The organism is Mesorhizobium sp. WSM4898 (assembly GCF_029625845.1).
GTDB lineage: Bacteria > Pseudomonadota > Alphaproteobacteria > Rhizobiales > Rhizobiaceae > Mesorhizobium.
Genome location: NZ_JARTVQ010000003.1, coordinates 696,960 through 720,552, shown reverse-complemented (window position 1 = coordinate 720,552; position 23,593 = coordinate 696,960). Strand labels below are relative to the sequence as shown.

The following is a 23,593-nucleotide window of genomic DNA, read 5'->3' as shown; positions in this document are numbered from 1 at the left end:
CATAGCGTCAGCTATCGGTGCGGGTGACGACGGTGCCGAGAAGCAGGTCGTGCAGCGTGCGCTTGCGATCGGAAAACAGCGTGACCAGCAGCACCAGCGGCGTCAGGATGACGTTGCCGGCCCAGAACAGCACCGAATGCACGACGGCGGTCAGGCCGTCGATGCGCGTGCCGTCGAGCCTCTCAAGCCGGATGCCCATGATCTTCATGCCGGCTGTGGCCTGGTCGCGGCTGCCCAGCGTGTTCCAGATATAGAGGATGGCAACCGCCGGAAGCAGGACGGAGAACAGGGCCCAGCCCAGGCCGAAGGTCAAAAGCCCGAGTAGGGCGACCAATATGGCGAAGGGGATGGTGAGCAGCGCCACGAAGAAATAGTCGAGGATGAAGGCGAAGACGCGCCTGGTGCGCACGCCGCGGTAGGCGCGTGTATTCTCGAGCCTTGTGGTGATAATCTCGCCGTCCAGCACGCGCGTGTTCATGTGTCATGCCCTCGCAACAGGCCGGAAATAAGTCTCGGCCATTCGCCTCTGAAATGGTGAAAGCCGATGGCGGAATCAAGATGGACTGCTCGTGACGCCGGCGCGGCAGGCTGTGGCGAGCGGCGCTGCGGCGATTGAATTCCAGGCGCGGATCGCGTTAGCCTGCTGCGGCGCAAAAAGACGCCGAGGGGATGGGGAATATGGATTACGACATGTTGGTCATCGGCAGCGGCCCCTCCGGGCGCCGCGCCGCGGTGCAGTCGGCCAAGCTCGGCAAGTCGGTTTTGGTCGTCGATAGGGGCCGGCGTCTCGGCGGCGTCTCCGTGCACACCGGCACCATTCCATCCAAGACGCTGCGCGAAACCGTGCTCAATCTCTCCGGCTGGCGCGAGCGCGGCTTCTACGGGCGCGGCTACCGGGTCAAGCAGGATATTTCGGTCAGCGACCTCGTCGAGCGCCTGCACAAGACGCTCGATCACGAAGTCGAGGTGCTGCAGCATCAGTTCATGCGCAACGCGGTCAAAAGCGCGCGGGCCACGGCCAAGTTCATCGGCGCCAACAAGGTCAGCCTGACCACCGACAATGGCGACTACAGCGAGATCGGTTTCGCCAATGCGCTGATCGCGGTCGGCACCAGGCCGCACCGCCCGCGCGACGTGCCGTTCGACAAGACACGCGTCTTCGACAGCGACGAGATGCTGGAACTTAACCGGTTGCCGCGAACGCTGACCGTCATCGGCGCCGGCGTCATCGGCGTCGAATACGCGACCATCTTTTCGGCGCTCGACGTGCCGGTGACGCTGGTCGAGCCGCGCAACACCATCCTCGATTTCGTCGATCGCGAAATCGTCGACGACTTCATCCATCAGATGCGCGACCGCGGCATGACCATTCGCCTCGGCAGCACGGTAAAAGAAATCGCCTCCAAGCCCGATCATGCCGAAGTGACCCTTGCCGACGGCCGCACCATCCGCTCCGAAATCGTGCTTTACGCTGCAGGCCGCAGCGGCAATCTTGGCAGCCTCGGGCTCGACATGGTCGGCATCGAGGCCGACAGCCGCGGCCGCATCAAGGTCGATCCCCAGACATTTCAGACCAGCGCGCCCAATATCTATGCCACCGGCGACGTCATCGGCTTTCCGAGTCTGGCCTCGACCTCGATGGAGCAGGGCAGGGTGGCTGCCTGCCATGCCTTCGGCGTGGCGCTGCCGCCGCCGCCGGAAACGTTTCCTTACGGCATCTACGCCGTGCCGGAAATCTCCACCGTCGGCCAGTCCGAGGAGCAGGTGCGCGAGAGCGGGATCGCCTATGAGGTCGGCGTGGCGCGCTTCCGGGAAACCTCGCGCGGCCACATCATGGGCGTCAACTCAGGTTTCCTGAAACTCCTGTTCTCGGTCGACACGCGCCGCCTGCTCGGCGCCCATATCGTCGGCGAGGGTGCGACCGAGCTCATCCATATCGGCCAGGCGGTGATCAATCTCGGCGGCACGGTCGACTTCTTCGTCAACAACACCTTCAACTATCCGACGCTGGCCGAAGCCTACAAGATCGCCGGGCTGGATGCCTGGAACCGGATGGGGCAGGGCTAGCCTTGGCAGCAGCGTCTATCTCTCGTCAGGCGGCCGGCGTCGAGGTCGCGGCAAGCCACTGCCGGGCGATCGCGGCATCCGCTTCGCCGAACTCATGGCCGGAGGCGACGATGCGCGCATCGACCTCGGCACGGCGCTGGCTGAAGAGCGTCACCAAGGCTGGCGCGAACGGGCCGTAGGTCTGGTCGGCCGCGCCGGCGATGATCAGCACCCGCGTTCCGGCAAGGTTCGTCGCCGGCGCATCGTCGAGCACCGGCATCGCCCTGAGCAGCGCCGCCTGCCTGACCAGGCCCGGATGAAGCAGCATCAGCGTGGAAACCAGATTGGCGCCGTTTGAGTAACCCAGGAAGGTCGCGCGGGTGAGATCAAGCTGGTGGAGCCGTGCGGCTTCCACTGCGAATTGGGCGAAAGCGGCCGTCTCCGCGCGGATGCTCGACTGCTCGAAGCTGATCGGCGTGATTCGCTCGAACCAGCGAAAACCGTCCTCCTGGCGGATGCGGCCGCGTGCTGCGACAACCACCGCGCGCGGCGCGATCTGCCTCGCCAGCGGCAAAAGTGTCGTTTCGTCCACGCCCGATCCATGCAACACGAAAAGGCATCCGCCGCTCGCATTTTCCGGTCTGATCAGACGATAGGAAAAGGGCAGATCATGCTGCAGCTCGCTGTTCTTGCTGTCATGTTCGGACATGATCAGATCCTTTTGATTCTACGGTGATTTCGCTGATTTGCCGGCTTCAAAACGGAATGTTTTCAAGCTCCGCGAAAGTTGATTGAACCTGGCGCATTTCGGGCCGTTTCTGCGCCGATACACTCCCGAACGGGAGGAATCGAAGCGGTGCGTCGGGGGTCGCATTGCTGGACATGAAACACCAGCTCTGAGGCCTTTTGTCGATGACCATCCCCGTTTCTCAACGCGATACGCGTATCGATGTGCTGCGCGCGCTCGCCTTGCTCACCATTTTCGTCGACCACGTGCCGGGTACCGTCTTCGAAAACCTGACCTACAAGAACCTCGGCTTTTCCGATGCGGCAGAGGCCTTCGTTTTGATCTCCGGCATCTCGGTGGCGCTCGCCTATGGCACCAAGTTCAAGCCGGGGGGCAGGCTGCTGGCGACCCTCAAGATGTGGCGGCGCGCCGGCGTGCTCTACGTCACCCACATCGTCATCACCATGCTGGTGATCGCCCTGTTTTCCGCCACGGCCGTGTTCGCCCACCGCCCGGAGCTGTTGAAGATGATCAACATCGAGCCGCTGATGAAGGACACGCCGGAGGTGCTTTTCGGCATCGTCACCCTCGGCCATCAGCTCGGCTACAACAACATCCTGCCGGTCTATGCGGCGCTGCTTCTGGCGGCGCCGGCCTTCGTTCTGTTCGTCAGCTACAGGCCCGTGGCGGCACTGACCGTGTCCGGGCTGCTGTGGCTGGTCGCCGGCATCTGGCAGATCGCTCCGCCGAATTATCCCGAGCCGGGTCTCTGGTTCTTGAACCCGCTGTCCTGGCAGTTTCTGTTCAACATCGGCCTTGCCGCCATGCTGCATATCAAGCGCGGCGGCACCATCCCCGTAAACCGGTGGCTGGTGGGTTTCGCCGGCGTCTATGTGGTGGGCGCGGCGATCTGGGTGCACAGCCCACTCTGGGGGCAGATCACCTGGTTCAATCTGCCGGTGGTGATCGGCGGCTTCGACAAGACCTTCCTGTCGCTGCCGCGGCTGCTGCATATCTTGGCCGTCAGCTATCTGGTAGTCGCCCTGCCGGCCGTATCGAACCTTTTCCGCGCCAAGCCCGACAATCCGCTGGCGATCCTCGGCAAGCGTTCGCTGCCCGTCTTCGTTGCCGGCACGCTGATTGCCATGGCCGCTCAGGTGCTCAAGCTGATCAATCCGGGCGGCCTCGCCTATGACACGTTGCTGATCGCTGCCGGCATCGCCATGCAGTTCGCACTGGCGCTCTATCTCGAATGGCTCGCCGGTCTCGGCCCGACCCGCATCAAACCGGCGCGTGCGGAGCCGGCGCGCACCGGGTTCGCTGCGCCGCCCATGCCGGCGCGGGTCGGCGGATATTGAGATGTGGTTCTAGGATATGGGAGCAGGACCCGTCGAGGCCCTGACGACGAGCTCAACGCCCATCGTCTCGCGCCGCACGGCGCCGTCATAGTCGAGGATCATGCGCGCGGCCCGCCGGCCGATCTCGGTGATCGGCTGCGCGATGGTGGTCAGCGGCGGGTCGCAGAGCGCGCCGTCGGGCACCCCGTCGAAGCCGACAACGGAAACGTCTTCCGGCACTTTCAGACCGCGCGCAGTCAGCCAGTCGATGGCGATCATGGCCATCCTGTCCGACATTGCCAGGATGGCGGTCGGCCGCTCGCCGCCGGCAAAGATCGCTTCGAGCCCCGCCCAGGTGCTCCTTTGCTCGTTCTCGGTCTCGAAGACCGGGATGCTCTTCGTGTCGACACCGAAGCCGGACAGTTCCTCGAAATAGCCGGCCAGACGGTCGCGCGTTCCCGTGTAGACGGCCGAGCGGACCATTTCGGGTGTGACGAAGCCGGTGCGGTCATCACCGAGAGTAAGCGACAGCACGGCGAAACGGCGATGTCCGAGTTCGGCAAGATGCCGCGCGGCGAGCCGTCCGCCGGCGATGTTGTCGACGCCGATCGCCGAGATCGTCTCGTCGTGAAAGCCGAGCTCCAACGCCACGAAGGGCAGCCTGCGTTCGCGCGTCAGCTCGACGAGACGCGAGCCACCTTCGATGCAGAACAGGATGAAACCGTCGACCAGCGCGCTCTGGATGTTCCAGGCGAGCTTCTCCTGGTTGGCCGCCGAAACCAATGCGATCCCGGCGCCGGTGGCGTCGCAGGCCTCGGAAATGCCCGCCATCATGACGCGGGCGAAGGGATCCTCGAAGAAGTAGGAAAGGGGCTCGGTCGTGCCGACGCCGATGGCATTGACCTTGCCGGCGCGCAGCAGGCGGCCTTTCGGATCAGGCCCGGCGTAACCCATCGCCTCCGCCACCGCCCTGACCCGCTCGCGCACCTCGGCGCGCACGACCTCCGGGCGACTGAAGACATTGGAGGCCGTCCCATGCGAGACGCCCGCCGCCTTGGCAATATCCGCCAGCCGGATGGGGCGTGCCTGGCCTTCGATAAGTGATGCCATGTCTGTTCTCCGAATCCGGTCGCATGTCGAACATGGACGCGGAATGTCTGACGGTCCACTTACTACTTTTATTGGATCGATTCAAATTTTCGCTTGACTACGGCGGTGCAGGGGTTATGATTTGAATCGATCCAAGTCTCTGACATGAAGCAAGATTCGAGAAGGAGGGTGCCGTGCATCCGGTCATCGAGGACGTCTACCGCAACGATTGGGGCATTGCTTCGGCCGAGCAGAGTGAGCGGCGCCGCGGCAAGACAGGCCCGTGGAAGCGTCAGCCCCGCTTCATCGTGGAGCGCAAGCGCGCCTGAGCAGCCGTCTTTTTCGCGTCGGTCTATTGGATCGATTCAATTCAAGGAAGTAAGTCATGCATCCCATCAGCCATCTCTTCGAGGACATCTATCGCAACTACTGGGGCATCTCGCGGCCAACCGACCGGCCGGAACGGCGGCGCGCGGCGGAGCCGGCGTCGCGCAAGCGGCGGCTGCGTCGGGGAGGGCGGTAGTCGCGGCCCATTTTCCGACGAGCCTCAGCAATGGCAAGGCGGATCTAGGACCCTGGGCGCCACTGCGCCGAGATCGCAATCGCCAGCCAGCCGACGATAAGCAGCGTGCCGCCGATCGGCGCCGACATCGGAAACAGCCGCGAACCGAGGAAATCCCGGGCGAGAAGATCGCCCGAGAACAGCAGCAGGCCGACAAGCAGCGCCAGGCTTGCGATCCTGAGATACCGGCTGCCGCCGATAAGACCGATGGCGAGCAAGACCGGCGCATGCATCAGCAGGAAGGATGCGGCCGTGCCGGTGAAGGCGCCGCCGCGATGCGCGGCCGCCGCCGACAGCGCCACCCCTGCCGCGCCGACGAGACCGCCTGCCAGCACGAGGATGCGGCTGCCGCCGTCTGATGGTTGCCCGGCAAGACTCATTTCGATGCTCCGTCTTCGATCGCACGCGGCTCAGGATTCGCCGGCCTCGAGCAGCATATGCCGTGCGCGCCGCGTCTGGACAATCCAGTTATAGACCGCCCCCAGCGCCATCAGCACCGATGTGCCCAAGAACACCGCCCGCATGCCGAAATGGCCGCCGACGAAGCCTCCGGCGAGCGGTCCCGCGACCTGGCCGATATACTGCGCCGAGATCGATAGTCCGAGCACATTGCCGCCGACGCCGTCGGGGATGTTGTGACGGATGACGCTGGTGATGCAGGGCAGGAGGCCGCCCAGCGCCAGCCCCATCAGGAAGCGCAACCCGATCAGCTGCCAGCCGTCGGTGACGAAAGCTTGCGGGACAAGCAGCAGCGCAGAAATCGCGAGCGCGCCGACGACCACGTTCCAGTGGCCGACCCGATCGGCAAGCTTGCCCAGCCACGACGAGGACAGGATGGTTCCAAGCGCGGCCGCCGACATCACCACGCCCGCGACCATCGTCACCTTGCTCTGGTCCACGACGAGCTGCTGCACATAGACCGTGATGATCGGCTCGATCGACATGGTTGCAAAGGCGAGCAGCAAGCCGGTCGTCAGCATCGCGACGACCGGACGCTTGTCGGCGATCTGTGCCCAGCCGCTCTTCGGCTTTGCCGACGAGACAGGTTTGGGAGCCGGCGGGTTTTCCTTGATCAGGAAAGTCGTGGCCAGAAAAGCGAGAAAGATGACAGCGCCCGACAACAGGAAGGTGGCGCGGATGCCGATCAGCGGCGGCAGCATGCCACCAAGCAGCGGTCCGACCAGCGAGCCGGCCGTGATGCCGGCCGACAGCACGCCGAGCGCCCAGCCGGAGCGCTCCTTTGGCGTCTGCATCGCCACCAATATCGTCGAGCCCGAGGAGTAGCCGCCGGCAAAGCCGATCAGGAGCCTCAGCAACACCAATTGCCAGACGCTTTCGACCATACCGGTCAGCGACATGCAGATCGCCATGCCGAACGAGGCGCGCACCAGCATCAGCTTGCGGCCGTAACGGTCGCCGAGCCGCCCCCACAGAGGGGCGACCAGCGCCGCGGCAAAGAAGGTGGCACCGTAAGCAACTCCTGACCATTGCACGATTGCCGCGTGCCCTTCGGCACCCAGCTGTTCGACATAAAGCGGCAGGAACGGCAACAGCAGCGTCATGGCAATCAGCGTGCTGAACGAGCCGGCGAAGCAGACGGCGAGATTGCGTCGCCAATGGATATTGTAGCCGCTCTGGGTGCTATTTTCTGCCATGTCATGCCTGCTTGGTTATCCGGGATTGTTCCGGATACCATTTTGGGATACCAAATCGGTATCCGTCATGAACCTCAACCCCGCCGCTGTCAATGCGGTGCCGAAGAGCGGAACGACAATGTCGCAAATGCAGAATGTCGAAAGGCAGCTTCGCGAAATGATCCTCGGGCTCGAGATCGGCCCGGGCGAGCGGCTGACCGAGCGTTGGATCGAAAGCCGCTTCGGCGCCTCCCGCACCCCGGTCAGGGCGGCGCTGCTGCGCCTCGAGACCGAAGGGCTGATCGCTCGTGACGGCCGCGGCTGGACGGTGGCGCCGATCAATCTCGCCGAGCTCGGCCAGATCGCCGTCTACCGCGAGGCGGTCGAGGTGGCGGCGGTGCGGTTGACGGCGTCGCTGGAAGATCGCAGCGGGATCGAGGTGATCGCGGCGATGCTCGATTCCTGCGACGCCGGTACGCCGCGCGAGGAATGGCACCGCGTTGGTCTGGATTTTCACATCGAGCTGGCCAGGCTTTCCGGCAATGAATTCCTGCTTAGGGGAGTCCGCGATGCAATGACCAGGCTCTCCCGCGCGCGTTGGCTGGAAGTGCGCGACGAGGCGGCGCTTGGCCGCGCCTGGGCCGAGCACCACGCCATCCTGGCTGCCGTGCGAAAGGGTGACGCCGAAAAGGCGGCACGGCTGCTCTCGGCCCACATCGCCGGCAGCCGCGACCGCCTGGTGACTTCGCTGCATGACGAGCGGCGCGGCCTGCGCGCCAGGGGCTTTGCTGTCGTCGGTGGCTGATCCTCGGCCATCGTCGAATATTAGAACTTCAACAAGTTCGTCAGCTTGGGCGGGCTTGCAAGATGTTCGGCACAATGCTGTAGGAGGCGACGGACATCTTTAAACGACGGACGCATGGCCTCGCCCTTACGCACCGCAGCGCGGGTATTTTATTTCATACGCAACATCACGCGCGATGTGGCGCCGCAGGCTCTCTTTCGCCAGCGGCTTGCGCGCCGGCTGGAGCAGGCACGGCTCTCCAGCAAAACGGTCCGTGATCGGGTCAACTACTACAACCGGCTCGACCATAGCTTCGTGCCGAGCGCGGCGGCCGTGCCGGCCAGTCAAATACCCAAGTTCGGGAGTATGTACTATTACGACCTGAAGGAGTTCGCCCGCTACTTCGATCGCCACCTGCTCATCGATCTCGAGTTTGGCGACGTCGTCGACGTTCCGGCAGTGCCGTCAATCGTCAAGGACCGGCCGATCCGTAACGACAACGGCAACGCCGTAATCATGAAGCTCGACAAGTTCCGCCATTTCAACATGCCAAAGGACAATTTGTCCTTCGCCGACAAGCGCCCGATGGCGGTCTGGCGCGGTCATTTCAACAATCCGATCCGCAAACGGTTCGTCGATGCCGTGCGCGACCTGCCGTCTTGCGATGCCGGCTCGCCCAAGCCAAGCGCCCCGGAGAACTATCGCAAGCCGTATCTCACGATCGCGCAGCAGCGGCAGTTCCGCTACATCGTCTCGCTCGAAGGCAATGACGTGGCGACGAACCTCAAGTGGATCATGAGCTCGAATTCGCTCTGCCTGATGCCGCCGCCGACCTACGAAACCTGGTTCGCCGAGGCTGAGCTCGAGGCCGATGTCCACTACGTGCCTCTGGCGTCGGATTTTTCGGACGTCGCCGACAAGATCGCCTATTTCGAAAAACACCCGGCGGAAGCCCAACGCATCATAACGGCAGCCAACGCCTATTGCCGCCGGTTCAGCAACGAAAAGGACGAGCGGGCGGTATCGCTGCTCGTCCTCTACAAATATTTCGTGCTCAGCGGCCAGATCGAACCCGACCCGGAGGTCTGGCGTTTTATCGCCGGCTGACCTCCGCGCGTTTTCGGGCGCGGAGCACGGCGCGGATTCTTAGATATCGCTGCGGTCGAGCACCAGGTCGGCGGGGCCGAACCGGTTCTTGGCGGTGAGCTGCTGGTGCCAGTAGGGATAAAGCACCGGCGGGCGGCTGACGTCGTCGAGGCGCAGGCGCTCGTCCAGGGACAGCGTCAGGCTGGCCGCGGCGAGGTTGTCCTTGAGTTGGGCTTCGTTGCGGGCGCCGATCACCAGCGAAGAAACGGCCGGGCGGCCGAGCAGCCAGGCAAGCGCCACCTGTGCCGCCGAAACGCCGCGCGCCTTGCCGATTTCGACCAGAACGTCGACGATCCGCCACAACCTTCCCTCGTCCCGGATCGGCGGTTCGGACCAGCCGCCAAGCTGGCGGGCCGTCGGGCTGTCGCGACGGTATTTGCCCGACAGCAGGCCGCCGGCCAGCGGGCTCCACACCAGCACGCCAAGACCCTGGTCGACCGAGATCGGCAGCAACTCGTACTCCGCCTCGCGCGCTTCCAGCGTGTAGTGGATCTGCTGCGTGACGAAGCGCGGCTGATGATGGCTGTCGCTGATCGAGAGCGCCTTCATCACCTGCCAGCCCGAATAATTGGAACAGCCGACATAACGGATCTTGCCCTGGCTGACCAAAGTGTCGAGCGCAGCGATCGTTTCCTCCAGCGGCGTGACCCCATCCCACTCATGCAGGAAATAGATGTCGATGACGTCGGTCTTGAGCCGCTTCAGGCTCCGCTCGCATTCCCGGATCAGGTGATGGCGCGACAGGCCTTCGTCGTTGGGGCCGTTTCCGATCCGCATGCGCGCCTTGGAGGCGATGAGCACATCGTTCTTGCGCTTGCCGCCGAGCGCCTCGCCGACGATCTCCTCCGACAGGCCGTTCGAATACACGTTGGCGGTGTCGATGAGATTGATGCCGGCATCGATGCAGGTATCGATGATGCGGCTCGCCTCCGAGAGATCGGATTTGCCGACGGCGGCGAACGGGCCCGTCCCGCCGAAGGTCATCGTGCCAAGGGTCAATGTCGAAACCTTCAGGCCGGAACGGCCAAGCGTGCGGTATTCCATGTCAGTTCCTTGCGATTTGTTTTGAAGAGGCGCGCCGTCGCGGGCGCCGGAAGAGGCGAGGGTATTTGTAGGACAATTCGGGCGGCTTGTCGCCCCGCCATCGATACGGGCCGATCACATATCGGCTGGTCCAGCGTTGCCGGCTCCTGCTAGCAATAAAACCGTCATTGCGCGTCTGTATCTCAGTCGGCTTACGGAGTTGTGCTTCCGGCCGCGGCCGGAGCGCATCCGAGGCGAAAGTGGCTGACAGGCAGGAGCTGCGCAATGAACGAGGTCAAGACGAATTCCGGAGCCAAGGACTGGCTGGAAGCCGAACTGGAGGACACGCTCGACGAGGACTATGAGCTGGAGATTTCCGAACCCGCGCTCTCGCTCGAGATCGCCAGGATCTACAAGAGGTCGCATCCGCCCTCCATCGAGCGAACGACCTATTTCCGCGAGCTGCTGCGGCTGCAGTCGGAGCTCATCAAGCTGCAGTCCTGGGTTGCCTACCACAAGAAGAAGCTGGTGGTGATCTTCGAGGGACGCGACTCGGCCGGCAAGGGCGGCGTCATCAAGCGCATCACCCAGCGCCTCAACCCGCGCATCTGCCGCGTCGTCGCGCTGCCTGCGCCGACCGAGCGTGAAAGATCGCAATGGTATTTCCAGCGCTACGTGCCGCATCTGCCGGCGGGCGGCGAGATCGTGCTGTTCGACCGCTCCTGGTACAACCGATCGGGCGTCGAGCAGGTGATGGGCTTTGCCAATGCGGATCAGGTCGAAGAGTTTTTCCGCGACGTGCCGGAATTCGAACGCATGCTGGTGCGCTCCGGCATCACGCTGGTGAAATACTGGTTCTCGATTACCGACGAGGAGCAGCAGATGCGCTTTTTGATGCGCATCCACGATCCGATGAAGCAGTGGAAGCTGTCGCCGATGGACCTGCAGTCGCGCGTGCGCTGGGAACAATACACCAAAGCCAAGGAAGAGACCTTCGCCCGTACCAACATCAAGGAAGCGCCGTGGTTCATTGTCGAAGGCAACGACAAGAAGCGGGCCCGACTGAACTGCATCGATCACCTGCTGCAGCAAATGCCTTACGAAGACGTGCCGCATGAGGAGATCACGCTGCCGGAGCGCGTCTTCAACCCGGCCTACGAGCGCCAGGTGCTGCCGCGCGCGCTTTATGTGCCGGAAAAGTATTGAGCACTTCCGCATCTCCCACAGGGGAGAAGGGGGAGCCTAGCTTACTCGCGCCCGATCATCACATGCGTCGCGTCGGCGGTCGCGACCTGGCTGGTGCAGCGGTAGCCGAGCTTCGGCATGTCCAGCCCGGCGAAAAGATGCTCGCCGGAGCCGAGCAGGATCGGCGAGATCGCGAGATGCATCTCGTCGATCAGGCTTTCCTTCAGATATTGCCGGATCGTGGCGACGCCGCCGCCGACCCGCACATCCTTGTCCTTGGCGGCCGTCTTCGCCTGCTCGAGCGCCGAATGGATGCCGTCGGTGACGAAGTAAAACGTCGTGCCGCCTTCCATTAAGATCGGCGCCCGCTTGTGATGGGTGAGCACGAAGACCGGCACGTGATAGGGCGGGTTGTCGCCCCACCAGCCTTTCCAGCTCTCGTCCGGCCATTCGCCGCGAACCGGCCCGAACATGTTGCGGCCAAGGATCCAGGCGCCGACATTCTCAAAACTGCGCGCGGCGAAGCTGTCGTCGCTGCCGGTGGTGCCGCCGTCTTTGCCGATCACCATCTCACGAAAGGTGCGCGTGCGGATCATCCATTTATGCAGTCCTTCGCCGCCGACGCCGAGCGGGCTTTCGAGAGTCTGATCGGGGCCGGCGCCGTAACCGTCCAGCGACAGGGTGAAAGCGTTGACGCGCAGCTTTGACATGATCGCCTCGTGAACTAGTTGCATTTTGCAAGCTGTCATGGAGTAGCTTAACTGATTGCATTATGCAAGCGGAATTTTCCGGCGAGCGATCAACTCGTCGGGCGGCGCCCAGGTGACGCGGCGAGAATTTAAAATTGCGCCTGGGCCTAGCCCCTCAGCATCTCCGCAACGGTCGGCGCGAAATAGGTGAGGACACCGTCGCAGCCGGCTCGCTTGAGCGCGAGAAGCGATTCCAGCATCGCCTTTTCGCCGTCGATCCAGCCATTGGCGCTGGCCGCCTTGATCATCGAATATTCGCCCGACACCTGGTAGGCGAAGGTCGGCATCTGGAACTCGTCCTTCAGCCGGCGGATAATGTCGAGATAGGGCAGCCCAGGCTTCACCATCAGCATGTCGGCGCCTTCGGCCAGATCCTGCTCGGCCTCGCGCACGGCTTCATCGGAATTCGCGTGGTCGATATAATAGGTCTTCTTGTCGCCCTTCAGCAGGCCGGCGGTGCCGACTGCCTCGCGATAGGGGCCGTAGAAGGCCGAGGCGAATTTCGTCGCATAGGACATGATCGCCACGCCCTGGAAGCCGTTGGCGTCCAGCGCGTCGCGGATCGCGCCGATGCGGCCGTCCATCATGTCGGACGGCGCGATGATGTCCGCGCCGGCGGCTGCCTGGATGACGGCCGCGGCCGTGACCTGTTCGACGGTTTCGTCATTGACGATGATGCCGTCGCGCAGGATGCCGTCATGGCCATGGCTGGTGAATGGATCGAGCGCCGCGTCGGTAATGATGCCGATCTCCGGCACCGCGTCCTTGATGGCGCGGGTGGCCCGGTTGATGACATTGTCGGGATCGAGGATATGCGAGCCCGTCTGGTCGCGCAGCGAAAGCTCGATGTTGGGGAAAGTCGCGATCGCCGGGATGCCGAGCTTGGCGGCGCGCTCCGCTTCCTTCACCGCGAGGTCGACCGACAGGCGGTAGACGTCCGGCATGGCGGCGATCGGCTCGCGCACATTTTTGCCGTCGACGACGAAGATCGGCCAGATCAGATCGTTCACCGAGAGCTGGTTTTCCTGCACCAGCCGGCGCGACCAGTCGGCCTTGCGCATGCGCCGCAGCCTGCGGCTGCCTGTGATCTCGTCGACGCTGCGGGCGCCGGCAGGCTTTGCGGGGGTAAACTTGTTCATCGCCAGAACTCTGTTGTCGTCCCGGCTTTTACCATGCGCCCCTGCCGCTGACCAATGCGACACGATTGTGCCAGTTGCTTCCGCGAAGAACGAGGAGAGGGGATCGCCGGCGCTGGAGCACTTCCCTTCTCCCTTGACGGGGAGAAGGTGCCGGCAGGCGGATGAAGGGCAGCCGACGTTTACGGCTGTCCATTCCCCGACAGAATCTGTGCCGCGCCCTTCACAGCCACGCGAAAAGCCTCGTCGAAGCTGACGCCGCGCACCTGCCATTGATAGGTCTTGCCGTGTTCGGCCAGCCGCCAGTCGGCGATCCAGCCCAATTCCTTGTCGTTCCACACGATGCTGCCGGCGAGCGCCCGGTCGGCACCCGCCTGCCGGGCGAGCTGGTCGAGCTTTGCCATATCGGCAGTGCGCAGCGCCTTGTCGTCGAGGCCGGCGAGCTGGTCAGCCTTTGGAAAGCTGACATACACCGAGAGCGGCGCCGTCGCGTTGGCAAAGGATTCGCGCATTGACTGGCCGCGATCCTCGTCGGCCGTCAGCACGAAATGTTGCGCCCCTTGCTCGGCCGTTATGAAGACGGCAATCAGCGGCCGCTCGCCGTGCCATGGCTTGCTGCCGAGCTGCGCCAGGAGCTTGTCGACGACTGTGGGCTTGTAGAGGCAGGTGAGATCGTGCGGCCGGTCATGCGTGCCTTGCTCGTCATGGATCGGAACGCCTTCCAGCCGGTCGCGGTAGCGGAAGGATTGGACAAAGTCGGCCGCCTTATTGCGCAGCGCCAGCATCTCCGGCTTCTGCGTCAGCCGCTGATCGCCTGAAACCTTGACCAGCACCTTGTCCAGACAATCCTTGAAGCCGATCTCGCGATTAGCCTCGCCGGTGCCGGTGACGATCGTCTGCGCCAGGTAGAGTTCAGAGGCTGCCTCGGCGGCGGCCGGCGCAACTCCCAGAAAGAGGAGACCTGCCAATCCAGCAACGAGACGAGAAACCCCAGCCATGTCGATTAGCTCGAAATCTGTCGCGCCGCCTACGCGCGACACTTTGCCGGTTACCTAACACCGGAAGCGGCTGGCCGCCAGCGCGGCGTTGCCGCCATTGACGCATCCTTATGCCGCCTTTAGCACTTCAATCCCCCTGGAAGGGCGGAGAGGAGGATTCTCTGGCGATGGATTTTGGCGGAGGCGACGAGATTCGCTTCGAGCGTCTAGGCAAGGCGGGCGTCGTCACACTGACGCGGCCGCAGGCGCTCAATGCCGTCACCCATCGCATGGTCAAGGCGCTTGGCAAGGCGCTTGACGCCTGGGAGGGCGATGCCGGCGTCGCCGTCGTCGTCGTCAAGGCTGAGGGCAGGGCGTTTTCCGCCGGTGGCGATATTCTGCACATTTACGAGGCGGGCCGCGCCGGCAAGCCGCCGGTCGACTTCTTCGCCGACGAGTATCGTCTCAATGCCCGCATCGCCCGCTTCAGGAAACCCTATGTCGCGCTGATCGACGGCATCGTCATGGGCGGCGGGGTCGGCATTTCCTTCCACGGCTCGCACCGCGTGCTGACCGAGAACGCGCAATTCGCCATGCCGGAAGTCGGCATCGGCTTCTTCCCCGATGTTGGCGCCAGCCATTTGCTGCCCGATCTCGGCGGCAGCTTCGGCATGTATCTGGGGCTGACGGGAAACCGCATCCGCTATGGTGATGCCCTGTGGTCGGGCCTCGCCACCCACACGATCAAGGCCGAGGACCAGGCGGGGCTTCTTGACGAGCTGGCGACAAGCGGCGACGCGAACGCGGAGTTGCGCGATTTCTTCACACCCGCAAGACGCGAGACCGAGCGGCAGGATCTGGAATCGATCGCCCGCCATTTTTCGCAACCCTCGCTCGCCGCTATCGTCGCCAGCCTGGAACGAGCATCCGCCACCGACGCTTTCGCCGCCAAGACGCTGGCGACGATCAGGACGCGTTCGCCGACCAGCCTCAACGTCGCTTGGCGCGAGATCAGCGCCGGGTCGACGCTGTCGATGGACGAGTGCATGAAGATGGAGTTCCGCATCCTCAACCGCATGCTGGCCGGCCACGACTTTTATGAAGGCATCCGCGCCGCCATCATCGACAAGGGTTCGAAGCCGGAATGGCGGCCCGCCAGCCTCGATGCGGTGAGCGCGGCCGATGTCGACGCGTATTTCGCGCCGCTCGGGGCCGGGGAGCTGGAGCTGTGAGCGAGGTCACCTCCAGGCGCGTGGTGCTGCAGCCCTCGACCACCGAGATCATCTTCGCCTGGTTCCAGCGGGTCATTGCCGGCTACTGCCTGCTGTTCGGTGTCCTCTACTGGGTCCGGCTGATCGGCATCTATCCGGGCGAGCTCTGGCGCTTCGACCTGATGCCGGTGCACTGGCAGGTGGCCGCGGCCACGCTTGCCGTCTTCTTTCCTTTCGCCGCCGCGGGCCTTTGGATGCTTGCCTCTTGGGGGCCGGTGATCTGGTTCATCTGCGCGGCGACCGAGACCGTCATGTATGCCGGCTTTCCCAATCTCTTCGGACATCGGATCCTGATCGTCGTCTCACATGCCTCCGTGGCGCTGCTCTACATCGTCTTCCGCGTGGTCATCTGGCTGCAGAAGCGCCAGCTCAGGCAATAGCTTGCCGGGCGGCGTAAGGAACCTAGATACGGGGTCGGCGACTGCCCCAAAACCCTTGGCTAAATCTTTAGGTTAATTGTTCTTGCTCGTATGACCGTTCGTTAAGCCTCTTTCGAAACCTCTTACCGGTAAGCTCTTGTTAGCCCTGGCGTTTAAGTCGAATTTTATGAGTATTCGATAGTGTCGCGATCAAGGTGAAGAACAAAAAATCACCGGGCGACAAACGAGAGGCAAAGACAATGATCAATTCGCGTCCGGCGGCGAAGACCGCCAACGTTTCCGACGATCGCCGCGAGGCGATCCGTTCGCTGTACATGGAATCGCTGCAGCTGGTGGAGCGTCTGCATCGCCGTCTGCTTGACGTGATCAAGGACGAGTTCGACCGCAACGGCCGCTCCGACATCAACGCCATCCAGGCGCTTTTGCTCTTCAACATCGGCAATTCGGAGCTGACCGCCGGCGAGCTGCGCTCGCGCGGTTATTATCTCGGCTCGAACGTCTCCTACAATCTGAAGAAGCTGGTCGACCTCGGCTTCATCAACCACCAGCGCTCGCGCATCGACCGCCGCTCGGTCCGCGTCTCGCTGACGCCGAAGGGCAACGAGGTGGCCGAGGTCGTCGCCGGCCTCTACGAGCGCCATGTCGGCTCGATCGAGGCCGTGGGCGGCATCAACACCGACGAGTTCAAGCAGATGAACCGCGCGCTCCAGCGTCTGGATCGCTTCTGGAACGACACGATCGCTTACCGGATGTAAGCGGATTCGAAATCTGAGACGATCGAAGTCGCGCCGAAGAAGCGCGGCCGGAGGAAGCAATCAGGGCCGGTGCCGACAGGTGCCGGTTCTTTTCTTTTGCGAAAGCGCGCTGCAGCAGGGCGCTTGACCGCCGAGCAGCGCGCGTGGAAGCTCTGCAGGCAAAAGAGGAGGGCCTCATGCGTCATATCCTGCTTGCGATTTGCGCTGTGATCCTTGTTTCACCGGCCGCTGCCCGGACTCTCGGTTATGGCTCCAAGGCCGGAATGGAGGTTACGGTCGTCAAGAAATCCGGCATCAACACCTCGCATGCCAGCATCCTGACCAAACATACGAGGCAGAACGCCATCGGATACTGCCGCGACTATGTCGGTAAGGTGACCGAGGATTGCATCGCTAAGGAAATGAAAACGCCCTTGCATCTGGAGATCACAGCGGACTGCAAGAGCGGAAAATTCACCACCTTTTACGGCGCCAACATGCTGTTCCAGAGGCGCAGCCCCGCCGGAAGCGAGACGGATTATCAGATCACCGACACCGACGAGAACGTGGTGCTCGATGGCTCGGGGGCCTCGGGCTACGACTACACGCTGGAGCAGTTCAAAGCCCTCTGCCCGAACCGGGTGAAATAGGGCAAACCGAGGATGACGGCGGGCATCCTGTGAACCCGCCGCTATCGGCGATGCCAAAATGCCTCGGTCCCATTTTTTGATCATCTTGCCGGATGCAAATCGCGGGCCAAGGTCACGTTGCCGCCATAATCGCAGTGAAAGCGAGAATGCGGGTGATGCTGCGGGCCGAGGCCCTGCGCTTCCTGGAGCAGGTGTCGTGGTCCTACGTTTTCACGCCCTGCTGACGCAAGTCATGGTTGGCTAATTGTTAAGATTGCCGACCCTAGAGTGCGGGCAACCCGCCAGTAGAGCGAACTGAGCGAGATTAGATATAGCTAAAATGTCTGGAACATCCATGAGAACCAGCCGCCGTTTCTTCCTGACCGGAGCCTCTGCGCTCGCCGCCGCCGTCGTCGCCGGCCATGCCAGCGCGCAGGATGTGATCGGCGACATTCTGAAATCCTCGACCCGCGGCAATTGGGACGACCAGTTCGACGCCCGTGCAAGCGAGACCGGCAAGGTTGCCTCGACGCTGCCGATCTTCAGCCTGCAGACCGTAGCCTTCACCGAGCAGGCGGTGGCGCAGTACCAGGGCATTGTCGGCCAGGGCGGCTGGGAGCAGGTTCCGGCAACCAAGAAATTGCAGCTCGGCGTCGACGATCCGGATGTCGTGCCGCTGCGCAAGCGGCTGATGGTCTCGGGCGACCTGTCGCAGAGCGCCGGCATTTCGACGGCGTTCGATTCCTATGTCGACTCGGCGGTCAAGCGCTTCCAGCTCCGTCACGGCCTGCCGGCCGACGGCTCCATGGGCAAATACACTTATTCGGCGATGAACGTGCCGGCGCCGATCCGGCTTGGCCAGCTGCAGACCAATCTGCAGCGGCTGCGCGAAAAGGCGGGCACGCTTGGCGACCGCTATGTGCTGGTCGATATTCCGGCCGCGCAGGTGGAAGCCGTCGAGAACGACCGCGTCGTGCTGCGCCACACCGCGATCGTCGGCAAGATCGACCGCCAGACGCCGATCGTGAATTCCAAGATCAACGAGATCATCGTCAATCCTTACTGGAACGCGCCGGTTTCGATCGTGCGCAAGGACATCATTCCGCTGATGCGGAAGGACCCGAACTACCTCAAGGACAGCCACATCCGGCTGTTCGCGCCTGACGGCAGCGAGGTCGATCCGATGACCGTCGACTGGTCGACGGACGATGCCGCCAAGTACCGCTTCCGCCAGGATCCCGGCGCCGGCAACGCCATGGCCTCGGTCAAGATCAATTTCCCGAGCCCGGACGGCGTCTACATGCACGACACGCCGCAGCAGAGCCTGTTCGGCAAGCTGATGCGCTTCGACTCTTCCGGCTGCGTGCGCGTCCAGAATGTGCGCGACCTCGTCACCTGGATCCTGCGTGATACGCCCGGCTGGGATCGCCAGCATTTCGAGGCGGCGATCAAGACTGGCGCGAATACGCCGGTGCAGGTGGTCAACCCGGTGCCGGTCCACTTCCTGTATCTGTCGGCATGGTCGACCGGACCCGGCGTCGTGCAGTTCCGCGACGACATTTACGGCCTCGACGGCAACAGCGAGCTGCAGATTACTTCTGCTCTGTAACCGATTGATATAAATCAAGAAAAGGCCGCTCTTGGAGCGGCTTTTTTGTTTGCATGTCCCCAAACAGTGCGCAGCGGTTTTGGCAGAGCGACATGCGTCGAATATGAGACTTACAGCGCGAACAGCTGGAATAGCATCATGGACGTGGCCGTCTTCATTCTCGTCGTGCTTGCTTTCGTGGCGCTTTCCGGCGCTCTCGTGCGGCTGGTGCGGGTGCCGCTCCCCGTGCTGCAGATTGCGATCGGCGCCGCGCTTGCCTGGCCGGCCAAGGGACTGCATGTCGAGATCGATCCGGAACTCTTTCTGCTGGTGTTCATTCCGCCGCTTCTGTTCGGTGATGCCTTCGCGGCGCCGAAACGGGAGCTGATCGAGCTGCGCCGGCCGATCCTCGATCTCGCCGTCGGACTTGTCTTCTTCACCATCGTCGGCTTCGGGTATGCTCTGCACTGGCTGGTGCCAAGCATCCCGCTGGCGGTTGCGTTCGCTTTAGCCGCCGTGCTGTCACCGACCGATGCCGTTGCCGTGTCCTCGATTGTCGACCGCAATGTCGTTCCGGCTCGGCTGATGCACATATTAGAAGGCGAATCCCTGCTCAATGATGCCTCCGGCCTGGTCATGTTCCGCTTTGCCGTTGCGGCGGCGCTGACTGGCAGCTTTTCGTTCGCCGCCGCCTCGTTGAGCTTTCTTTACGCCGTGGCGGCCGGCATCCTCGCGGGCATTGCGGCGTTGTTCGTCGCCGCCAAGGCGCTGCAGGTGCTTGGCCGCATCGGCGGCACGCCGGCGGGGGCGCAGGTGCTGGTGATGGTTCTGCTGCCCTTCGTCGCCTATCTCATTGCCGAGCATGTCGGCGCTTCCGGCATTCTGGCCGCGGTCACCGCCGGCCTGGTTACGGGCACCTCCGGCATTTTCCGCCATCTCTCGGTCTCGGCGCGGATTCAGGCGATGTCGCTATGGTCGATGCTGACCTTCGTCTTCAACGGCGCTCTCTTCATCCTGCTCGGCCTGCAGCTTCCTGACATCATTCGCAGGGTCCCGCCGGAGCTCACCAGCCGGCACTGGCTGTTCGAGCCGGTGCTGACCGTGCTCATTTTGACGCTCTGCGCGATCGGCCTGCGCTTCCTCTGGATCTGGATCGGCGACATGGCATCGATGATCGCCGCGCGGCTCGGCAAGCGCAAGGCAGAGCCCTTTGGTTTCCGCGTCAGGCTTGCCGGATCGGTGGCCGCTGTGCGCGGCGCGATCACGCTTGCCGGCATCCTGTCGCTGCCGCTCGCGCTGCAGGATGGCTCGCCCTTTCCAGCGCGAGACGTGGTGATCTTCCTCGCCGCCGGCGTCATCATCTGCTCGCTGGTCATCGCCAGCCTTGCTTTGCCGGGGATCGCCCGCGGGCTGGTCGAGCCAGGCGAGGATCCGGGTGCGGCCGAGGAGCGGCGGGCGCGTGCGGGCGCCGCCAAGGCCGCCATCGCCAAGATCGAGAGCCTCGCCAGCGAGGGCGGCGAAGGCGAGGCGGCCGAGGCCCGGCTCGCGGTCGCCGACAGCATCGTTGCCGGCTACCGGCGCCGCATCGCGGCTTCCGACGAGGCCGAAGAGGCGCGCGCCGAGGCGCGCGAATCCGGGCGGCTGGAGCTTGAGCTCAGGCACGCCGGCATAGAGGCGGAGCGCGCCGCCGTGCGCGCCATGTTCCGCACCCGCCAGATCAACGACCACACGATGCGGGCGCTGCTTTCCGAGATCACTTTGACAGAAGCGCTGCTCAAAAGCCGGCGCGACCGGAAATAGTGTTCAGCCGATTTGCTTGGCGCAATCCGGCCAGCAAATTTCGCGCCGCAAACGTGGCGGGCTCCAAACAACTGTGTTAATGGCGCGGCGACCTCGCAGACCTCCGGCCCCAAGGGAAAGCAAGCCATGTCAAATGCCGCGGCAGCCTCCAACAAATTCGAATCCTTCTTCGAGACCACGCTTGCCGACGCCGATCCGGAAATTTTCGGCGCTATCCGAAACGAGCTTGGCCGCCAGCGCCATGAGATCGAACTGATCGCCTCGGAAAACATCGTGTCCCGCGCCGTGCTCGAGGCGCAGGGGTCGATCATGACCAACAAATATGCCGAGGGTTATCCGGGCAAGCGCTATTACGGCGGCTGCCAGTTCGTCGACGTGGCCGAGGAACTGGCCATCGAGCGCGCCAAGAAGCTTTTCGGCTGCAACTTCGCCAATGTCCAGCCGAACTCGGGCAGCCAGATGAACCAGGCCGTCTTCCTGGCGCTTCTGCAGCCCGGCGACACGTTCATGGGCCTCGATTTGAACTCCGGCGGCCATCTCACGCATGGCTCGCCGGTCAACATGAGCGGCAAATGGTTCAAGGTCGTTTCCTACGGGGTGCGCAAGGACGACCACCTGCTCGACATGGACGCGATCGAGAAGACCGCGCATGAGACGAAGCCGAAGCTGATCCTGGCCGGCGGCACGGCCTATTCGCGCATCTGGGACTGGAAGCGTTTCCGCGAGATTGCCGATTCGATCGGCGCCTATCTGATGGTCGACATGGCGCATATCGCCGGGCTAGTCGCCGGCGGTATGCACCCGTCGCCGCTGCCTTATGCGCATGTCGTGACCACGACGACGCACAAGTCGCTGCGCGGGCCCCGCGGCGGCATGATCCTGTGCAACGACGAGGAGATCGCCAAGAAGATGAACTCGGCGGTTTTCCCAGGCCTCCAGGGCGGCCCGCTGATGCATGTCGTCGCGGCCAAGGCGGTGGCGCTCGGCGAGGCGCTGAAGCCGAGCTTCAAGGCCTATGCCGAGAGCATCGTCGCCAACGCCAAGGCGCTGGCTTCGAGCCTGCAGGAAACCGGCCTCGACATCGTGTCGGGCGGCACCGACAACCATCTGATGCTGGTCGACCTGCGCCCGAAAAACGCCACCGGCAAGCGCGCCGAGGCGGCTCTCGGCCGCGCCAACATCACCTGCAACAAGAACGGCATCCCCTTCGACCCCGAAAAGCCGTTCGTCACCTCCGGCGTTCGCCTCGGCACACCGGCCGGCACCACGCGCGGCTTCGGCCAGGCCGAGTTCCGCGAGATCGGCAAGCTAATCGCCGAGGTGCTGGACGGGCTGAAGGCGGCGAATTCCGACGAGGGCAATGCGGCAGTCGAGGCCGCGGTCAAGGCCAAGGTCACGGCGCTGACGGATCGTTTCCCGCTCTATCCTTATCTCGGTTGACCGGAAGCCGCGCGTCATCTTTTATCCGCCGGCAGTGCGCCGTCCTGATTGGGCGGCGTCGCGAACTGGAGACTTGATGATGCGCATTTTCCATCTTGCCGCCTTGGCCCTGGTCGGCTCGCTGGCCGGTTTCGCCGTGTCCGGCGCGGCCGGGCAGGAGCAGGCGCAGCCAGAACCGGCCACAAACACCTTCGGCAGATGGACCACGATCATCGACACGCTCGACACCGGGCAGGATGCGCACAAGACCTGCGCGGCCTCCGCAGCTTTCGTCGACGGCATCGGCAATGCTGGCACGCTAACGCTGTCGATCTCGACCGGCGACGCGCTGCCGCCGGATGCCTATCCCGCCATCATGATCGCCGTCGACAACAAGGACCTGCCGACCGGCAAGGACATCGCGGCGACCTTCGGCGACCCCGGCATCAAGGTTTCCGCGAAAGTCTATTCGAATGCCGTCGGCGGTCGTCCCAGCTGGACGGTCGACAACCAGGCGAAGACAAGTCTCGCTCTGCTGCGCGCCATGCGCAAAGTCACTTCGCTCGATGTTGTTTTTGGCAAGCAGACCGTCGCCAGCATTCCGATGGACGGCTTCACCAAGGCCTACCGCAACCTCGGCACGTCCTGCGGATTCCCGACCAAGGACGTCGCGCCCTGAACCGACCGGGCACGACAGGGGCAGGGCGCTGGCAATCTTTCTCGCGCCTCGCTATCTCTGAGAAATGAAAGGCTCCAAGCCTTCCGCTCACCAGAGCGAGATGACGCTTCCTTGAATCGCCATCTCGCTCTAAGATTTTGTTTTTGAAGCATGATCTTCTCCGAAGAGTCTGCAACTTTTCGGGATCATGCTCTGAATCGCAAACCCAAGGCTCTCCATGCGCTGCCCCTATTGCCAGTCCGAAGATACGCAGGTGAAGGATTCGCGTCCCGCCGAGGATGGCGCGGCGATCCGCAGGCGCCGCGTCTGTCCGGACTGCGGCGGCCGCTTCACCACCTTCGAGCGCGTGCAACTGCGCGATCTCGTCGTCATCAAGAAGTCCGGCCGCAAGGTGCCGTTCGACCGCGACAAGCTGCTGCGCTCGGTCGAGATCGCGGTGCGCAAGCGCAATGTCGACCCCGAGCGGATCGATCGCGCCGTGACCGGCATCGTGCGCCAGCTCGAAAGCTCCGGCGAGACGGAAGTGGCCTCCGGCGAGGTCGGTCGGCTCGTCATGGAGGCGCTGAAATCGCTCGACGACGTCGCCTATGTCCGCTTCGCTTCGGTCTATCGCAATTTCCGTGAAGCCAAGGATTTCCACGAGTTGCTGGGCGAACTGAAGGGCGACGAAGAAAAGACCGAAGAGGACGCCGGCTGAT

At 63.4% G+C, this 23,593-nt stretch carries 25 protein-coding genes; 16 read left to right on the top strand and 9 right to left on the bottom strand.

Annotated features, from left to right (window positions below):
• Positions 1-7: 7 nt before the first annotated feature.
• Positions 8-478, bottom strand: coding sequence for an RDD family protein (locus P9228_RS18345; RefSeq protein ID WP_278054718.1), 471 nt, complete (start codon positions 476-478; stop codon positions 8-10).
• A gap of 200 nt (positions 479-678) precedes the next feature.
• Between P9228_RS18345 and sthA the strand changes: the two genes are divergently transcribed.
• The gene (sthA, locus tag P9228_RS18340) at positions 679-2,067 is read left to right on the top strand and encodes a Si-specific NAD(P)(+) transhydrogenase (RefSeq protein WP_127216644.1); all 1,389 of its coding nucleotides are present in this window, start codon (positions 679-681) and stop codon (positions 2,065-2,067) included.
• Positions 2,068-2,092: 25 nt separating this feature from the next.
• On the opposite strand, the gene P9228_RS18335 is transcribed toward sthA, so the two are convergent.
• Positions 2,093-2,755 carry an alpha/beta hydrolase gene (locus P9228_RS18335; protein WP_095824750.1) on the bottom strand — a complete coding sequence of 221 codons (663 nt, stop codon included), beginning with the start codon at positions 2,753-2,755 and terminating at the stop codon, positions 2,093-2,095.
• 203 nt (positions 2,756-2,958) lie between these two features.
• On the opposite strand from P9228_RS18335, the gene opgC reads away from it, so the two are divergent.
• Positions 2,959-4,131 carry an OpgC domain-containing protein gene (gene opgC, locus P9228_RS18330; protein WP_067330202.1) on the top strand — a complete coding sequence of 391 codons (1,173 nt, stop codon included), beginning with the start codon at positions 2,959-2,961 and terminating at the stop codon, positions 4,129-4,131.
• Positions 4,132-4,140: 9 nt separating this feature from the next.
• Here the strand turns inward: opgC and P9228_RS18325 are convergent, their stop codons facing one another.
• Positions 4,141-5,220, bottom strand: coding sequence for a substrate-binding domain-containing protein (locus P9228_RS18325; protein ID WP_067000691.1), 1,080 nt, complete (start codon positions 5,218-5,220; stop codon positions 4,141-4,143).
• A 173-nt stretch (positions 5,221-5,393) separates the two neighbouring features.
• On the opposite strand from P9228_RS18325, the gene P9228_RS18320 reads away from it, so the two are divergent.
• Both P9228_RS18320 and P9228_RS18315 read left to right on the top strand, forming a co-directional pair.
• The gene (locus tag P9228_RS18320) at positions 5,394-5,528 is read left to right on the top strand and encodes a hypothetical protein (RefSeq protein ID WP_278054710.1); all 135 of its coding nucleotides are present in this window, start codon (positions 5,394-5,396) and stop codon (positions 5,526-5,528) included.
• A 56-nt stretch (positions 5,529-5,584) separates the two neighbouring features.
• Positions 5,585-5,722 carry a hypothetical protein gene (locus tag P9228_RS18315; RefSeq protein WP_095801262.1) on the top strand — a complete coding sequence of 46 codons (138 nt, stop codon included), beginning with the start codon at positions 5,585-5,587 and terminating at the stop codon, positions 5,720-5,722.
• 44 nt (positions 5,723-5,766) lie between these two features.
• Here P9228_RS18315 and P9228_RS18310 read toward each other — a convergent pair whose 3' ends face one another.
• Positions 5,767-6,141: a DUF423 domain-containing protein gene (locus P9228_RS18310; RefSeq protein WP_278054707.1), complete on the bottom strand. Its 375-nt coding sequence runs from the start codon at positions 6,139-6,141 to the stop codon at positions 5,767-5,769.
• Positions 6,142-6,171: 30 nt separating this feature from the next.
• Positions 6,172-7,416 (bottom strand): multidrug efflux MFS transporter, encoded by a 1,245-nt coding sequence (locus P9228_RS18305; RefSeq protein WP_278054706.1) that lies wholly within the window; start codon positions 7,414-7,416, stop codon positions 6,172-6,174.
• A gap of 118 nt (positions 7,417-7,534) precedes the next feature.
• Between P9228_RS18305 and P9228_RS18300 the strand changes: the two genes are divergently transcribed.
• Both P9228_RS18300 and P9228_RS18295 read left to right on the top strand, forming a co-directional pair.
• On the top strand, positions 7,535-8,200 hold the full coding sequence (locus P9228_RS18300) for a GntR family transcriptional regulator (RefSeq protein ID WP_067330206.1): 666 nt from the start codon (positions 7,535-7,537) through the stop codon (positions 8,198-8,200).
• A 114-nt stretch (positions 8,201-8,314) separates the two neighbouring features.
• The gene (locus tag P9228_RS18295) at positions 8,315-9,286 is read left to right on the top strand and encodes a glycosyl transferase family 90 (RefSeq protein WP_067330017.1); all 972 of its coding nucleotides are present in this window, start codon (positions 8,315-8,317) and stop codon (positions 9,284-9,286) included.
• A gap of 39 nt (positions 9,287-9,325) precedes the next feature.
• On the opposite strand, the gene P9228_RS18290 is transcribed toward P9228_RS18295, so the two are convergent.
• The gene (locus P9228_RS18290) at positions 9,326-10,369 is read right to left on the bottom strand and encodes an aldo/keto reductase (RefSeq protein ID WP_067330020.1); all 1,044 of its coding nucleotides are present in this window, start codon (positions 10,367-10,369) and stop codon (positions 9,326-9,328) included.
• Between the two features lie 264 nt (positions 10,370-10,633).
• On the opposite strand from P9228_RS18290, the gene ppk2 reads away from it, so the two are divergent.
• Entirely contained in the window at positions 10,634-11,554 is a 921-nt protein-coding gene (gene ppk2, locus P9228_RS18285; RefSeq protein ID WP_278054704.1) for a polyphosphate kinase 2, read from the top strand.
• Positions 11,555-11,595: 41 nt separating this feature from the next.
• On the opposite strand, the gene P9228_RS18280 is transcribed toward ppk2, so the two are convergent.
• The 3 genes from P9228_RS18280 to P9228_RS18270 form a co-directional block, all read right to left on the bottom strand.
• Positions 11,596-12,243, bottom strand: coding sequence for a dihydrofolate reductase family protein (locus P9228_RS18280; protein WP_278054703.1), 648 nt, complete (start codon positions 12,241-12,243; stop codon positions 11,596-11,598).
• A gap of 146 nt (positions 12,244-12,389) precedes the next feature.
• Positions 12,390-13,421, bottom strand: coding sequence for a porphobilinogen synthase (gene hemB, locus P9228_RS18275; RefSeq protein ID WP_278054701.1), 1,032 nt, complete (start codon positions 13,419-13,421; stop codon positions 12,390-12,392).
• Positions 13,422-13,600: 179 nt separating this feature from the next.
• Positions 13,601-14,416, bottom strand: a complete 816-nt coding sequence (locus P9228_RS18270) for a DUF2066 domain-containing protein (protein WP_067330032.1) — start codon at positions 14,414-14,416, stop codon at positions 13,601-13,603.
• A 167-nt stretch (positions 14,417-14,583) separates the two neighbouring features.
• Between P9228_RS18270 and P9228_RS18265 the strand changes: the two genes are divergently transcribed.
• From P9228_RS18265 to nrdR, 9 genes are all read left to right on the top strand, one after another.
• Positions 14,584-15,627, top strand: a complete 1,044-nt coding sequence (locus P9228_RS18265; protein WP_067330035.1) for an enoyl-CoA hydratase/isomerase family protein — start codon at positions 14,584-14,586, stop codon at positions 15,625-15,627.
• The gene (locus P9228_RS18260) at positions 15,624-16,046 is read left to right on the top strand and encodes a DUF6163 family protein (protein ID WP_278054700.1); all 423 of its coding nucleotides are present in this window, start codon (positions 15,624-15,626) and stop codon (positions 16,044-16,046) included. Before P9228_RS18265 ends, P9228_RS18260 begins: the two co-directional genes overlap by 4 nt.
• A 239-nt stretch (positions 16,047-16,285) precedes the next feature.
• On the top strand, positions 16,286-16,801 hold the full coding sequence (locus P9228_RS18255) for a winged helix DNA-binding protein (RefSeq protein ID WP_067001002.1): 516 nt from the start codon (positions 16,286-16,288) through the stop codon (positions 16,799-16,801).
• Positions 16,802-16,977: 176 nt separating this feature from the next.
• Positions 16,978-17,430, top strand: a complete 453-nt coding sequence (locus P9228_RS18250; protein ID WP_095824862.1) for a hypothetical protein — start codon at positions 16,978-16,980, stop codon at positions 17,428-17,430.
• 334 nt (positions 17,431-17,764) lie between these two features.
• Positions 17,765-19,018 (top strand): L,D-transpeptidase family protein, encoded by a 1,254-nt coding sequence (locus P9228_RS18245; protein WP_278054695.1) that lies wholly within the window; start codon positions 17,765-17,767, stop codon positions 19,016-19,018.
• A 138-nt stretch (positions 19,019-19,156) separates the two neighbouring features.
• Positions 19,157-20,797 carry a Na+/H+ antiporter gene (locus P9228_RS18240; protein WP_278054694.1) on the top strand — a complete coding sequence of 547 codons (1,641 nt, stop codon included), beginning with the start codon at positions 19,157-19,159 and terminating at the stop codon, positions 20,795-20,797.
• 126 nt (positions 20,798-20,923) lie between these two features.
• A complete protein-coding gene (gene glyA / locus P9228_RS18235; protein ID WP_067000730.1) occupies positions 20,924-22,237 on the top strand; it encodes a serine hydroxymethyltransferase in 1,314 nt (437 codons plus the stop codon).
• A gap of 79 nt (positions 22,238-22,316) precedes the next feature.
• Positions 22,317-22,895: a hypothetical protein gene (locus P9228_RS18230; protein WP_067330212.1), complete on the top strand. Its 579-nt coding sequence runs from the start codon at positions 22,317-22,319 to the stop codon at positions 22,893-22,895.
• Positions 22,896-23,112: 217 nt separating this feature from the next.
• A complete protein-coding gene (nrdR, locus tag P9228_RS18225) occupies positions 23,113-23,592 on the top strand; it encodes a transcriptional regulator NrdR (protein WP_059184872.1) in 480 nt (159 codons plus the stop codon).
• Position 23,593 lies beyond the last annotated feature (1 nt).

What these genes read in the sequence shown, in the direction of transcription:
- P9228_RS18245 (WP_278054695.1), top strand. Translation starts at nt 17,765, where the DNA reads ATGAGAACCAGCCGCCGTTTCTTCCTGACCGGAGCCTCTGCGCTCGCC.
- hemB (WP_278054701.1), bottom strand. Translation starts at nt 13,421, where the DNA reads ATGAACAAGTTTACCCCCGCAAAGCCTGCCGGCGCCCGCAGCGTCGAC.
- P9228_RS18305 (WP_278054706.1), bottom strand. Translation starts at nt 7,416, where the DNA reads ATGGCAGAAAATAGCACCCAGAGCGGCTACAATATCCATTGGCGACGC.
- P9228_RS18265 (WP_067330035.1), top strand. Translation starts at nt 14,584, where the DNA reads ATGGATTTTGGCGGAGGCGACGAGATTCGCTTCGAGCGTCTAGGCAAG.
- P9228_RS18230 (WP_067330212.1), top strand. Translation starts at nt 22,317, where the DNA reads ATGCGCATTTTCCATCTTGCCGCCTTGGCCCTGGTCGGCTCGCTGGCC.
- P9228_RS18240 (WP_278054694.1), top strand. Translation starts at nt 19,157, where the DNA reads ATGGACGTGGCCGTCTTCATTCTCGTCGTGCTTGCTTTCGTGGCGCTT.
- sthA (WP_127216644.1), top strand. Translation starts at nt 679, where the DNA reads ATGGATTACGACATGTTGGTCATCGGCAGCGGCCCCTCCGGGCGCCGC.
- P9228_RS18290 (WP_067330020.1), bottom strand. Translation starts at nt 10,369, where the DNA reads ATGGAATACCGCACGCTTGGCCGTTCCGGCCTGAAGGTTTCGACATTG.
- P9228_RS18335 (WP_095824750.1), bottom strand. Translation starts at nt 2,755, where the DNA reads ATGTCCGAACATGACAGCAAGAACAGCGAGCTGCAGCATGATCTGCCC.
- P9228_RS18310 (WP_278054707.1), bottom strand. Translation starts at nt 6,141, where the DNA reads ATGAGTCTTGCCGGGCAACCATCAGACGGCGGCAGCCGCATCCTCGTG.
- ppk2 (WP_278054704.1), top strand. Translation starts at nt 10,634, where the DNA reads ATGAACGAGGTCAAGACGAATTCCGGAGCCAAGGACTGGCTGGAAGCC.
- P9228_RS18250 (WP_095824862.1), top strand. Translation starts at nt 16,978, where the DNA reads ATGCGTCATATCCTGCTTGCGATTTGCGCTGTGATCCTTGTTTCACCG.
- nrdR (WP_059184872.1), top strand. Translation starts at nt 23,113, where the DNA reads ATGCGCTGCCCCTATTGCCAGTCCGAAGATACGCAGGTGAAGGATTCG.
- P9228_RS18345 (WP_278054718.1), bottom strand. Translation starts at nt 478, where the DNA reads ATGAACACGCGCGTGCTGGACGGCGAGATTATCACCACAAGGCTCGAG.
- P9228_RS18280 (WP_278054703.1), bottom strand. Translation starts at nt 12,243, where the DNA reads ATGTCAAAGCTGCGCGTCAACGCTTTCACCCTGTCGCTGGACGGTTAC.
- P9228_RS18295 (WP_067330017.1), top strand. Translation starts at nt 8,315, where the DNA reads ATGGCCTCGCCCTTACGCACCGCAGCGCGGGTATTTTATTTCATACGC.
- P9228_RS18315 (WP_095801262.1), top strand. Translation starts at nt 5,585, where the DNA reads ATGCATCCCATCAGCCATCTCTTCGAGGACATCTATCGCAACTACTGG.
- P9228_RS18325 (WP_067000691.1), bottom strand. Translation starts at nt 5,220, where the DNA reads ATGGCATCACTTATCGAAGGCCAGGCACGCCCCATCCGGCTGGCGGAT.
- opgC (WP_067330202.1), top strand. Translation starts at nt 2,959, where the DNA reads ATGACCATCCCCGTTTCTCAACGCGATACGCGTATCGATGTGCTGCGC.
- P9228_RS18255 (WP_067001002.1), top strand. Translation starts at nt 16,286, where the DNA reads ATGATCAATTCGCGTCCGGCGGCGAAGACCGCCAACGTTTCCGACGAT.
- P9228_RS18270 (WP_067330032.1), bottom strand. Translation starts at nt 14,416, where the DNA reads ATGGCTGGGGTTTCTCGTCTCGTTGCTGGATTGGCAGGTCTCCTCTTT.
- P9228_RS18300 (WP_067330206.1), top strand. Translation starts at nt 7,535, where the DNA reads ATGTCGCAAATGCAGAATGTCGAAAGGCAGCTTCGCGAAATGATCCTC.
- glyA (WP_067000730.1), top strand. Translation starts at nt 20,924, where the DNA reads ATGTCAAATGCCGCGGCAGCCTCCAACAAATTCGAATCCTTCTTCGAG.